A 13,469-nucleotide genomic window follows, 5' to 3' on the forward strand; every position below is an offset into this window, starting at 1 on the left:
AATACAAAAAAGCTGAACCGAAGTCCAGCTTTTTATTCACTTGAAAATTTAAGCGCCTGTTTGATAACTGGCTTGAGCAACGGCTGTTGATGCTTGATACGGATTTCTAAAATCATTTAAACCCGCAGCAGCTTCAAGAATGTCTTTACCTTCTTTAATAACAAAGGTATCAAAGCCTGAACGTTTCATGTAGTTCAAGACATCTTTAAACACATCACCTGTTGCGCGTAGTTCGCCTTGGAAACCTTGGCGACGTAATAGTGCTGCAAATGAATAGCCACGACCATCGTTAAAGCCCGCAAAATCAATAAAGATGGCATCTAACTGATCTAAAGGGAACTCATGCGTTTCAGGAGAAGCATCGACTGTAACAAGGAGTGCTTTTTTACCTGAAACTTGAGCCAATTGATCTAACTGCTCAACCGTTAAAACCACATCACCTTGCGGTAAAACACCATCTTCACCAATCACTTGATAAGTATTGTCTGCAATCGAGCCATGTTTAGAGAGGACTTGTAGTGCTGTATTAAGCATATGCACGCTCCTTAAAGGGTTGAATGCCTACACGGCGATAAGTATCGATGAATTCTTCACCCTCAGCACGAAGGTCAAGATAAGTATTTAAAATTTCTTCAACGATGTCTGGCACAACTTCAGCTGCAAATGAAGGGCCTAAAATGTCACCAATTGAAGCATCATGATCGGCATTACCACCCAAAGTGATTTGGTAGAATTCAGCGCCTTTTTTGTCTACACCTAAAATACCAATGTTGCCCACATGGTGATGACCACATGCATTCATACAACCTGAAATATTCAGATCCAGTTTGCCAAGGTTATAAATGGTATCTAAGTCATCAAAACGGCGTGAAATCGCTTCTGAAATAGGAATCGATTTCGCATTTGCCAGTGAACAGAAGTCACCGCCTGGGCAGCAGATAATGTCGGTTAAGAAACCAATGTGCGCACGCGCTAGATTGTTTTTCTCAAGAATAGTCCACAGTTCAAATAAATCCTTCTGTGGCACATCTACCAAAGAAATATTTTGCTCATGCGTGGTCCGCAGTTCGCCAAAGGTGTATTTGTCTGCAAGGTCTGCAATCAAATTCATCTCTTCAGTGGTCATGTCACCCGGTGCAATACCCGTACGTTTCAACGAAATCGTTACAATACGGTAGCCCTTCACTTTATGCGCATTGGTATTGATATTGAACCACTGTTTGAATTTCGGATGTGCAGCAAACTGTTCAGAAAAATCTTCATCTGCATAATCTTGATAATCAAACGGTATAAATTCTTCGTCTAATTTCTGCAAAATTTCAGGCTGAATTTTTAAAGTTTTAATGGTGTGCGCAAACTCAGCTTCGACTTTTTCAGCAAAGACTTGAGGCGTCAACGCTTTCACCAAAATCTTAATACGTGCTTTGTATTTGTTATCACGGCGACCGTGTAAGTTATAAACACGCAGTACGGCTTCTAAGTAAGCAATCAGGTCTTCACGTGGCAAGAAGTCACGAATGAAACTACCAATCACAGGGGTACGACCTAAGCCGCCACCGACTTTAATTTTATAGCCAATTTCGCCCGCTTCATTTTTAACGATATACACCCCAATATCATGGAATGAGGTTGCTGCACGATCAGTTTCTTCAAGTGCTGATACCGCAATCTTGAACTTACGTGGCAAGAAGGCAAACTCTGGGTGGAAGGTTGACCATTGACGGATCAATTCACACGTTGGACGTGGGTCAGCCACTTCACCAGCAACCACACCTGCATATTGGTCTGTGGTGGTGTTACGAATACAGTTACCTGAAGTTTGGATCGCATGCATTTGTACCGAAGCTAGCTCTTGAAGCATGTCTGGAACATTTTCTAGCGCAGGCCAGTTAAACTGAATATTCTGACGCGTTGAAACGTGTGCATAACCACGGTCAAACTCAGTTGCAAGTTGTGCAACTTTGCGCAATTGCGTTGAGTTCATTAAGCCATAAGGCACAGCAATACGTAACATTGGCGCATAGCGTTGTACATAGAGACCGTTTTGAAGACGTAATGGGCGGTACTCATCTTCAGTGAGTTTTCCAGCTAAATAACGTTCCGTTTGGTCACGGAACTGTGCAACACGTTCATTGATCAGTTGCTGATCGAAATCAGTATATAAATACATGGCGTACAGCTAGTAGTTTCATTATAACGGCTGACAGCATAACGAGATTTAAACTATCAACAAAATGCGTTTTTTACATATTTCATAGCTGTTTTATTGATAAGGATAAGTAGATGTACTGTTTGTCCCTAATCCTAAAGGTTTTTTCTGATTAAAGTATTTTTTATTAGATACTTATACATTATTCAGCTAACTCCGTTCAGCCTATCACATGCACACTAACCAATGCATTGCTACCGCATAAATTTTAAACTCTGCTTATCTGGGTAGATCCCAATTTTTCTATTTCTTCCTCGTTCTCACTTTACCCTTTTAAACCGACTGCACATAAAAATAGCCTGACGAATCAGGCTATTTGAAAGTTTAAATGACTACTGAAGATTATTTTGCATCGGGTAAGGCATATGCCACCAAAGCATCTCCCATCTTGGTCCCAAATGAACCATGACCACCCGCCATAATGACCACATACTGTTTGCCATTGGCTTCATAGGTCATTGGTGTTGCTTGACCACCCGCAGGTAGACGACCTTTCCAAAGCTCATCACCATTGGTCACGTTGATGGCACGGATATAATTATCCTGCGTACCACCGACAAACATCACATTACCCGCAGTTGAGATTGAACCACCAAGCATAGGAACCCCCATTTTAAATGGTGGTAATTGAATTCCTGGTAAGCTATCACGGATCGTACCAATGCGACGCTTCCATGCAACTTCATGGGTATTTAAATCTACACCCGCCACAAAGCCCCAAGCAGGCTGTTTACATGGCAAACCAAATGGAGATAAGAACGCACTGATTTCTACACCGTAAGGCACACCATACATCGGTTGTACACCTGCTTCAGTGCCTGCACCTTTGGCTGTTTTCGGACGGTTTGGATCGGCTGGAATGAGTCGAGATACAAACGGTAAACCGATTGGATTCATCACCGCAATTTGACGATCAGGGTTAACGGACATACCACCCCATTCAAATACACCCAAGTTGCCTGGGAAAACCAAAGTTCCATTTTCTGAAGGCGGGGTATAAATACCGTCATAATTCAGTTTGTGGAAAGATACACGGCACATCAACTGGTCAAACATGGTTGCGCCCCACATTTGCTTATCTGTCAATTTCTCTTTTGGCGCAAGGTCAAAGTCTGAGAAAGGTTGTGTCGCAGAGTAACGCTCACCTTTGGTTTGCGGCCCACGTTTCACTGTTTGTGGTACAGGTTTTTCCGTAATTGGAACAATGGCTGCACCAGTACGACGGTCTAGAACAAAAGCATTACCCGTTTTCGTTAACACGTAAATGGCAGGAACCATTTTGCCCGACTTGTCTTTAATGTCAGTCAATGTCGGTTGTGATGGTACATCCATATCCCACAAATCATGATGCGTGGTTTGGAAATTCCACACCAACTTACCTGTTGAGGCATTCAGTGCCAGCATTGAGTTGGCATAACGCTCATGCAACTCGGTACGGTTACCGCCCCAAATATCTGGCGTACCCACACCCGTTGGAATGTAAACCATATCCAAAGCTGCATCATAGGCTAATGGTGCCCAAGCATTCGGTGAGTTTTGAACATACTTTTGACCTGGAGCTGGAATCGCGTTCGGATCTTCTGCACCTGTGTCAAAGACCCACAACAATGCACCAGTATTCACATCATAACCACGGATCACACCTGAAGGTTCTTCAGTTGAATAGTTATCTGTGGTTGAACCCGCAATAATAATCGTCGTTCCTGTGACCACAGGTGGCGACGTTGGGATATAACCGCCTGGATAAGGGAACGGCATATCTTTTTGTAAATCGACTTCACCATTTTTACCAAAGTCAGTACAACGCTCACCAGTATCAGCGTTGATGGCAACTAAACGGCCATCATTCACAGGTAGGATTACTTTACGTGGACATAGCTCAGACGATGATTTTTTATGCTGCAAGCTGGCTTCAAAACCAGCCGTATTGTTCGCATCATAATAAGACACGCCACGACAGGTTAAGTGCTGAAAAGTATTGTCCGCTTTAAGTTTCGGATCAAAAGTCCATTTCGCCTTACCTGTAGCAGGGTCAAGTGCAACAAGTTTTTGGTGCGTGGTACAGATATACATATTGTCCCCAACTTTAATTGGGGTGACCTGATTGGTGGTTTCACCAGAGTCATTTTCTGTTTTAAAGTCGCCTGTGTTATAGGTCCAAGCGACTTTTAAATCTTTAACATTCTCAGAATTAATTTGCGTTAAAGGAGAATAGCGCAAGCCCGATTGAGTACGGCCATATGCAGGCCAGTCGCCATCAGCAACACCTGGAATGGACTGCGCGGTTGCAGGCTGCTTGCTGCTTAGTTCACCTCGAATTTCTTGAGGGTCATTAAATACAGCATAGATCATCACTGCAATAGTAATTGCCAGTGAACCTGTTAAAACCAGTTTTGCACTTTTAGCGTTGTCAAAACCGCGTGTAACCGCTGGAATGAGTAGCCATAAGCCAAATAAACCAAGGATATCTAAACGTGGTGCCAAGGCAAAGAAGTCTGAACCCACTTCCCATAAGCCCCAAATCACCGTACCCAAGACCAGCAACGCATAAACGATTAATGCCGTACTTTTTAATTTTTGCAGTAGAACTGCAGTCGCGATGAAGAGTAAACCTGCAATGATGTAGTACCAAGACCCACCAAGCACTGCAAGATAAATCCCTCCTATCAGCAGGACTAAACCAAAGATCACAGCAATCACAGCTGTAAAAGTTTTAAGCCCTGAACCTGAAGACGGAGTACTCATATTGACCACCTTTTTCTTAGATTCTGTTAAAAGCTCATATCGTTTTAATATCGATATGAGCACCTAGACAGTTTTTAGATTTTAAGTATCTGTCCAAACGACTTATTTCGAACAGTTTTATGCTTTGAACAACCGTTAAAAGTATTTATCAACCTTGCTGGACAAATACTTATCGATCTAGAAACTAAAATGCGGTCTGGAATTTAATTCCGCCGACCCATGCATTTTCACCATTTTTATACGCGCCTACATGGTGGATATATTGGATATTGGGACGAATGGTTAACCAGTTAGCTGCATGTATACCGTAGTAAATCTCGGCATCATATTCTTCACTTTGTAAGCCACGGGCATCGACGCTGTTATTGGCAATATTCGCGTCATTGACATCATCATTGATATTAATACGGGCTAAGCCAATCGCGATTTCGTCTTGAGGGCGAGCATCAAAAGCGCCTTTATAGACCAAACCAATATTCTGCATGTCGCGAACCGTATTGGTATCTGAATCATGTAGCGTGAGATTCACAAAACCTGTTAAACCGCGCGCAGCATCACCGTGATGTGCTGTGAGTTGCTGCTTGGCAACGACCCAGCCGCCTTGTTTATGTGAGGTTTGCTGTGAGTTTTGAATGTCTGCGGCATCTGCCGAACTGTAGTAATAACCTGCACGATATTCGCCGGGTAATTTATTTATACCTACAGCAGGTTGCCACACCACTTCAGCAGGAATAATGACCCCCTGCGAACCGTCAGTACTTAAGTTCCAGCCTTTGCCACGTTCTAAGTTTTCAGGGTTATATTCATACACCCCGACTTGTGCATACAGGTCTGGCCGAAGATTATATTTGACTCGTGCAGCCCATTGGCTGACAGGCCAGTTGTACCACTGGTCACCGACCCAGTTACCAACTTGAGAGCCACAGAGCGCAAGGTTTTGGAAATCACAGTCAAAACTGTTGAAGTCTTCACCTTCACCAAAACGACCGACTTTGATGTCTAACTTTTGATCCATGAACTTTTTCTTAATCCACAAATCGGTTAAACGCCACGTTTGACCACGTCCCCACACTTCTTGAGTGGAACTTAAATGTCCCTCTAAAGCATCGGATGTCTGAGAAAGTGAACGACCATTGCGTTGGGTAATGGTGATTTGAGCCTCAGTATCCTGCCAGCCCAAAATCTTGTCTAAATCGAAGTGCGTACCAAATGCAAACTGGTCTGCATATTCGGTACCGTGACTTGAAGAATGCGAGGCATCGAGCAACGTTGCCATTTCACCCGTATAGCCAAAGCTAAAGTCGTAGCCTTTTTGCTGCAATGCACTGCGCTGACCATTCCAGTCACCCAGCATCCAAGGGCTTTCTGCCTCAAAGGCATTTGCAGCATACACACTTTGAAAGCAGCAACTAAGTACTAAGAGACCGAGATTAAAACACCAACTTCTTTTACATTTATTCATAATTGGTGACCTTTCTTACAAAATTACAACTAATCGATATGATACGCTTTATTTGTATAAAAACCCATTTTATGACGTTTTGTTGTTTTAAATCTATTCAAATTATCGTTATATGATATTTACAAGGAATCAAAACCGAGTGGTTTGCCTATAAATTCATATCTTATTTTTGAACGTGAAAACTTAATTGGACAAGCTAATTGTTGTTCGCTTTTTGTACTCCCCTCTTGTAAAGGTACAGAAACCACCCATGCACGATCTTTGGCCAACTGCGAATCGAGTGCTTCATCCAACTTAAATACAGGCTCAACGCAGACATCTTGCTGCTGAAAAATTGCATTCCACGTGGCAAAATCTTGGGTTTTAATTTTGTCTTTTATTGCTTGTTTCACCACCTGACGGTCTTCGGTTGCCAGTGAGGCTCCTTTTTCAGCCACAATCGGCAATTCTAAAATCTGGGCCAACCCTTGTAAAAACTGTGGCTCTAAACTCCCAATTGATAAATAACGCCCATCTTGGGTTTCATAATAGTCATAAAAAGTCGCACCATTGAGATAGCTTTGCTCGGGCCCTTGTTTTTCCTGTCCTGCTAAGCTCGCAGCTGCGGCCATGCTACTGAGCCCCACCACACAGTCGGTCATAGAAATATCAATATACTGCCCCAAACCACTCCGCTGCCTTTCAATTATTGCCGCTAAAATTCCAATCACGCTATGCAAAGAGCCTCCAGCAATATCCGCAATTTGAATCCCCATTGGTGGTGGTCCACTGTGCTGTCGGCCACTATGTCCCGCGATCCCTGACAAAGCCACATAATTGATATCATGCCCTGCTTTATTCTGATACCCCCCTGTTTGCCCATAACCCGTAATGGAACAATAGATCAAGCGTGGATTAATTTCAGATAAGGTCTGATAGTCGAGTCCCAATCTTTGCATCACACCTGGACGGAATTGTTCAATCACAATGTCATAGTCTGAAATTTTCGATTTGATCAGTTCAATATTGGCAGGATCTTTCAAATCCAATGCCACTGCATGCTTATTTCGGTTGAGATAACTATGTGCAGTGGCCTGTCCATTGGCATAAGGTGGCATTAAACGGATCAGATCTGGGCGGGTTGGAGACTCGATGTGGATCACTTCTGCACCTAGGTCTGCTAAGTACATTGTTGCAAAAGGTCCGGGCAAAAGTGTAGAAAAATCGAGAACTTTCAATCCTTTCAATGCCATATCCATGTTTATTTTCTCTTTTTATGTTGATTTTTTAGCTATTTTAGAAATATAAAAGCAACAAAACAATGTCATGTTCAGCCATTTACCTTGATCATTTCGGCAATTTAACATGTAAAAAGGCAAAAAACTTTAGTGTAAATTGCCTAAAATACTTTTTTTAGCGTCATTTAGGTCAAACGCAAGTGAATATAAAAGAGACTGAAGGATTAAATATGAGCCGCGATACCATTAGTATCCATTTCGTCAATGCGGCTTTAACTGGCGTAAAACGTCTCGGCATGGATGTCGAAACATTACTTTCTCACGTAGGGATTGAGGCAGAACTACTGCGTCAACCTAAAGCCCGTATTTCTCCAGAACAATATACTCGCTTCGTTAAAATGTTATGGATGGTGACCCAAGACGAACATGTTGGCTTCGATAAGCAACCACGTCGTTTAGGTACGTTTGCCATCATGTGTCAGCTGATTATTCATGCCAAAACCTTAGGTGATGCTTTAGAACTGTCTTCACAGTTTTATAAATTGTTTGGTGACGAGTGGTCGGTGACATTAGAGCGCGACAAACATGAAGCTCGTCTTGTTCCTCAGATTCCGAAATCGATGGACCCAGATCACTTCATTACCGAAAGTATGCTAATGATTTGGCATGGTCTCGCATCTTGGTTGATTGAACGTCGTTTACCGCTAGAACGTGTGCACTTTGGGTATGAACGTCCAACCCATGCAGATGAGTACGATGCTCTGTTCTTCGCACCTGTGATGCAGTTCGACATGCCGCGTACCGAAATCACTTTTGCGGCAGATTATTTGGACTTACCAATTCGTCAAAATGAAGAAACGTTAGAAGAGTTCTTAAAATCCGCGCCTGCACAGTTGCTGGTGAAATTTAAAAACACCAACTCACTTACTTCACGTATTCGTGATGTATTGAAGAGTCAAATTGGTGAGGAAATGCCAACTCTGAATGATGTGGCTTCTATGCTGTATTTATCTCCACAAACGTTGCGTCGCCGCTTAGCTGCTGAAGGTAAAAGTTACCAAGGCGTGAAAGATGCATTACGTCGTGATGCTGCAATCCACCTACTATTGAACCCAGGTTTGACTTTAGAAGATGTGGCACAGCAAGTGGGCTTTAGTGAAACCAGTACATTCCACCGTGCATTTAAGAAATGGACAGGAGTGACACCAGGTCTATATCGTCAACTACACGGCTATCACTAATTTTTTAGTTTGACGACGGTTCGGCACATTGCTAAACCCAAGATTTCGATCTTGGGTTTTTTTATGCCCCAATCTTCAGTCTATTGGCAAAAAGACTCATCTGACCTGACCCGTTCTAGTCATTGCAACACAGCCATTAATTTGTACACTCGAAATACATAACAACTTAAAAGTCATAAAAAGGAACAGCTATGAGCGAGGCTTATATTATTGACGCCATTCGCACACCACGCGGAAAAGGAAAGAAAGATGGTTCACTGCATGAAGTGAAACCGATTACGCTATTGACCACATTGTTGAATGAATTGAAAGATCGTCATCATTTAGATACTTCTAAAGTAGATGATATTGTCTTGGGTTGTGTCACGCCTATTGCAGACCAAGGTGGTGATATTGCTAAAACTGCGGCAATCGCAGCGGGTTGGGATAATGATGTTGCAGGTGTGCAAATTAACCGTTTTTGTGCATCAGGTTTAGAAGCGGTCAATATGGCTGCGCAAAAAGTACGTTCAGGTTGGGAAGACATTGTTGTTGCAGGTGGTGTTGAGTCAATGTCACGTATTGCAATGGGTTCAGATGGTGGCCCGTGGGCATTAGACCCTGAAACCAATTTAAAATCACACTTCGTTCCGCAAGGGATTGGTGCAGATTTAATTGCAACATTGGATGGTTATACGCGTTCAGATGTCGACGCATTTGCTGCAAATTCGCAACGTAAAGCGGCAGCTGCGCAAGCTGCGGGTTATTTTAATCAATCTGTGGTTGCTATTAAAGACAAAGCTGGCGTGACCATTTTAGATCAAGATGAATTTATCAAACCAACTACTACAGCTGAAGGTTTGGCAAAACTCAATCCAAGTTTTGAAATGATGGGTGCAATGGGTTTTGATGCGATTGCATTACAACAATATCCAGAAGCGCAAAAAATTAACCATGTACATCACGCAGGAAACTCATCGGGTATTGTCGATGGAGCAGCACTTGTATTACTTGCTTCTGAGAAAGCGGTCAAAGAACAAGGTTTAAAACCACGTGCCAAAGTATTGGCGACCGCTTTGGTGGGTTCAGATCCAACCATTATGCTGACAGGGCCTGCGCCTGCTGCGCGTAAAGCATTGGCAAAAGCTGGTTTAACGATTGATGATATTGATCTATTTGAAGTCAATGAAGCATTTGCATCAGTGGTGATGCGTTTTATGACGGAATTAAAAGTTCCTGCTGAGAAAGTCAATGTGAATGGTGGCGCAATTGCGATGGGGCATCCATTGGGTGCGACGGGTGCGATGATTCTCGGAACTTTACTGGATGAGTTAGAACGCCAAGGTAAAAAGCGTGGCTTGGCAACATTATGTGTAGGTGGTGGCATGGGTATTGCGACCATTATTGAGTTGGTATAAGGAGAATAATAATGAGCGCAATTCAATATTTAAAAAATGACGATGGCATTATTATTCTGACTTTAGATTCTCCGAATCAATCAGCAAACACTATGAATGCAGATTTTCGTGTAGCTTTGGAAAATATTGTTTCTAAACTGAAATCTGAAACTTCTATTACAGGTATTATTTTTCGTTCAGCGAAAAAAACTTTCTTTGCAGGCGGCGATTTGGATGAGTTGATTCAAGCTCGTTTGGAAGATGCCACTCCATTTTTTGAAATGATTCAGAAAATGAAAGCAGAGTTTCGCTATATCGAAACTCTAGGTGTTCCTGTCGTTGCAGCATTGAATGGTACAGCTTTAGGTGGTGGTTGGGAAATCGCTTTAGGTTGTCATGCACGTATTGCATTGAATGATCCTAAAACGAAGTTTGGTTTGCCTGAAGTGACTTTAGGTCTACTGCCGGGTGGTGGTGGTATCGTACGTATGGTACGCCTTTTAGGCTTACAAAATGCTTTTCCATTCTTAATGGAAGGTAAGCAGTTTGGTGTGGATAAAGCAAAATCTCTCGGTTTAATTCAAGACATTGCGGAAACACCTGAAGAGTTGATGGATAAAGCCATCGCTTGGGTAAAAGAACATCCAAAGTCGCAACAACCGTTTGATGTAAAAGGTTATAAAATTCCGGGTGGTGATCCTAAAACACCTGCGGTTGCGCAAATGCTGGCGATTGCTCCAGCGATGCTCCGTGATAAAACTAAAGGTTGCTATCCTGCACCTGAAGCGATCATGGCGGCAGCGGTTGAAGGTGCGCAAGTCGATGTTGATACAGCGCTGACTATTGAATCACGTTACTTTACTTATCTTGCCACAGGTCAAGTTTCAAAAAACATGATCGGTACTTTTTGGCATGGGCTGAATGCTATTAAAGCAGGTGCAAGCCGTCCTAAAGATGTTGCAAAATGGCAAGCAAGCAAAGTCGGTGTACTTGGCGCAGGGATGATGGGTGCAGGCATTGCTTACTCGACAGCAATCAAAGGAGTTCCTGTTGTACTGAAAGATGTTTCTGTAGAAAATGCAGAAAAAGGCAAAGCCTATAGCCAAAAGTTACTGGATAAAAAAGTATCGCAAGGTCGTATGACGGCTGAAAAACGTGATCAGGTTTTAAGCTTGATTACTGCAACAGCATCTGCGGAAGATTTAAAAGGCTGTGATTTAATTATCGAAGCTGTATTTGAAAATCAAGAACTCAAAGCGAAAGTCACTCAAGAAGCTGAAGCATTCCTTATCGATGGCGGCGTGATGGCTTCAAATACTTCGACATTACCAATTACTGGTTTGGCAAATGCATCGAAAGATCAAGCAAACTTCATTGGTCTGCATTTCTTTAGTCCAGTCGATAAAATGCAATTGGTTGAAATCATTAAAGGTAAAAACACCTCTGCTGAAACTCTGGCAAAAGCATATGATTATGTACAGCAAATTGGCAAAATTCCGATTGTTGTCAATGACAGCCGTGGCTTCTTCACCAGTCGTGTATTTGGTACTTTTGTTCAAGAAGGTTTACGTTTACTGCATGAAGGTGTACATCCAGCTCGTATTGAAATGGCAGCACTCAAAGCAGGTATGCCCGTTGGCCCATTAGCCATTCAAGATGAAGTTGCGTTGACGCTTTCTGAGCATGTTGCCAATGAAACCCGTAAGGCGCTTCAAGCTGAAGGTAAAGATTTACCTCGTTCAGGTGCAGATGATGTGATTCAAACCATGATTCATACTTTTGACCGTAAAGGTAAAGCTGCTGGTGCAGGTTTCTATGATTATCCAGAAGGGGGTAAAAAGCATCTTTGGGAAGGTTTGAGCCATTGGAAGAAAGATGTAGATATTTCTGAACAAGAAATGATTGACCGCTTCTTGTTTGTACAATCTCTAGATACATTGCGTTGTTATGAAGAAAATGTTCTTGAATCTGTGATTGATGCCAATATTGGTTCGATCTTTGGGATTGGTTTTGCGCCGTGGACAGGGGGTGCAATTCAGTTTTTAAATCAATATGGTTTAGACCAAGCTGTACAACGTGCCAATGAACTTGAAGCGAAATACGGTGAGCGTTTCAAAGCACCGCAACGTCTGGTTGAATCGGTGTCATCGGGTCAGATTCGCTAAAACTTCAATCTTAAAAAAGGGATCTGCTGATCCCTTTTTTGCGCTCTCAGCACACAACAAAATTAACCTGCTGATTCAGCATCTAATTTTGACTTATTTTAGTGCATTCTTTTCAAGCCCGATGCAGTTTTTTGTGTTATAAAGTTACATAGTTTTAGATTTATTTTTATTCAATTGGGCTGTTGCACATGACTGACAATACTTCTCCTGAAAAATCACCATGGGGTTGGAAAGCACTGATTATTGCTTTCATTTTAAGTGGAATTTTCTTAGGTATCTTCTACCTTGCGATCACCAATGAGCCTGACTATATGCCAAGTCAGCAAACGCAGCAAAACTCTCAGCAACATGCCTTTAAAAATGCGCCTGCGATGTCTGAAGAAGCCATGGCCAAAGCACAAGCGGATAAAGATGCGCGCGAAGCAAGAGCTCAAGCAGCTTCTGAAGATACCACAGAACATGCAACCGCTGATGAGCACGGTATGAGTGCCGATGAACATGCGAAAATGTCAACTGAACATGGTCACTAATATGCTGTGACTAATAAAAAAGCCCTGAAAGATCAGGGCTTTTTTATGGATGATAAACGCATATGGATATGTGGAATACCACAATCCAAATACTCCTCACCCTCTTGCATAAAGCCCAAAGCCTGATAAAACGCTTGCGCATGCACTTGAGAGGATAAGACTAAAAATGGATGCTGTTGCTGTTGCGCATATGCAATTACCGCCTGCATCAGAACTTTGCCTACGCCCAAACCACGATGTGACTTCAAAACTGCAACACGACCAATACTATGATTTTGCAAAAGTCGTGCGGTGGCGATGGCTTGATCTTGCTCATAGACCACAAAATGAACTGAGATTTCATCTTGCTCATCCCATTCATCTTTAGCAGCAATGTTTTGCTCTTGAATAAAGACCTGCTCACGAATCATTTTCGCAGCCTGTTGCAACTCATCCCATGTTCCGTGCGTAATTCTCAAGCTTGGCATTTTCGTTTCCCTATAAATCATCTCTATATTGGTCATTGCACTAAAAAGTGATGTTCA

Annotated in this window: 10 protein-coding genes; 4 read left to right on the plus strand and 6 right to left on the minus strand. The window is 42.5% G+C overall.

Annotated elements, in window-relative coordinates; translation table 11 throughout:
- Window positions 1-48: 48 nt before the first annotated feature.
- The 5 genes from AC4MC0_RS13715 to AC4MC0_RS13735 form a co-directional block, all read right to left on the minus strand.
- Window positions 49-534 carry a DUF934 domain-containing protein gene (locus AC4MC0_RS13715; protein WP_335998824.1) on the minus strand — a complete coding sequence of 162 codons (486 nt, stop codon included), beginning with the start codon at window positions 532-534 and terminating at the stop codon, window positions 49-51.
- Window positions 527-2,170, minus strand: coding sequence for a nitrite/sulfite reductase (locus tag AC4MC0_RS13720; protein WP_279669700.1), 1,644 nt, complete (start codon window positions 2,168-2,170; stop codon window positions 527-529). The genes AC4MC0_RS13715 and AC4MC0_RS13720 overlap by 8 nt, the downstream gene beginning before the upstream one ends.
- Before the next feature lie 381 nt (window positions 2,171-2,551).
- Window positions 2,552-4,954: a glucose/quinate/shikimate family membrane-bound PQQ-dependent dehydrogenase gene (locus AC4MC0_RS13725; protein WP_335998828.1), complete on the minus strand. Its 2,403-nt coding sequence runs from the start codon at window positions 4,952-4,954 to the stop codon at window positions 2,552-2,554.
- 184 nt (window positions 4,955-5,138) lie between these two features.
- Complete coding sequence (locus tag AC4MC0_RS13730) at window positions 5,139-6,416, minus strand: carbohydrate porin (RefSeq protein ID WP_335998830.1); 1,278 nt, start codon at window positions 6,414-6,416, stop codon at window positions 5,139-5,141.
- Between the two features lie 119 nt (window positions 6,417-6,535).
- Window positions 6,536-7,654, minus strand: coding sequence for a CaiB/BaiF CoA transferase family protein (locus tag AC4MC0_RS13735; protein ID WP_335998832.1), 1,119 nt, complete (start codon window positions 7,652-7,654; stop codon window positions 6,536-6,538).
- 209 nt (window positions 7,655-7,863) lie between these two features.
- Here AC4MC0_RS13735 and AC4MC0_RS13740 point away from each other — a divergent pair, with 209 nt between their 5' ends.
- The 4 genes from AC4MC0_RS13740 (at window position 7,864) to AC4MC0_RS13755 (ending at window position 12,945) form a co-directional block, all read left to right on the plus strand.
- Window positions 7,864-8,874: an AraC family transcriptional regulator gene (locus AC4MC0_RS13740; protein ID WP_491887132.1), complete on the plus strand. Its 1,011-nt coding sequence runs from the start codon at window positions 7,864-7,866 to the stop codon at window positions 8,872-8,874.
- A 191-nt stretch (window positions 8,875-9,065) separates the two neighbouring features.
- Entirely contained in the window at window positions 9,066-10,271 is a 1,206-nt protein-coding gene (locus tag AC4MC0_RS13745; RefSeq protein ID WP_335998834.1) for an acetyl-CoA C-acetyltransferase, read from the plus strand.
- Between the two features lie 11 nt (window positions 10,272-10,282).
- A complete protein-coding gene (locus AC4MC0_RS13750; protein ID WP_335998836.1) occupies window positions 10,283-12,415 on the plus strand; it encodes a 3-hydroxyacyl-CoA dehydrogenase NAD-binding domain-containing protein in 2,133 nt (710 codons plus the stop codon).
- Between the two features lie 188 nt (window positions 12,416-12,603).
- Entirely contained in the window at window positions 12,604-12,945 is a 342-nt protein-coding gene (locus AC4MC0_RS13755) for a hypothetical protein (protein WP_335998838.1), read from the plus strand.
- A gap of 32 nt (window positions 12,946-12,977) precedes the next feature.
- Here AC4MC0_RS13755 and AC4MC0_RS13760 read toward each other — a convergent pair whose 3' ends face one another.
- A complete protein-coding gene (locus AC4MC0_RS13760) occupies window positions 12,978-13,412 on the minus strand; it encodes a GNAT family N-acetyltransferase (protein WP_335998840.1) in 435 nt (144 codons plus the stop codon).
- Window positions 13,413-13,469: the final 57 nt, after the last annotated feature.

The sequence above is a fragment of the Acinetobacter sp. CAU_H_S139_7 genome, from assembly GCF_058599305.1.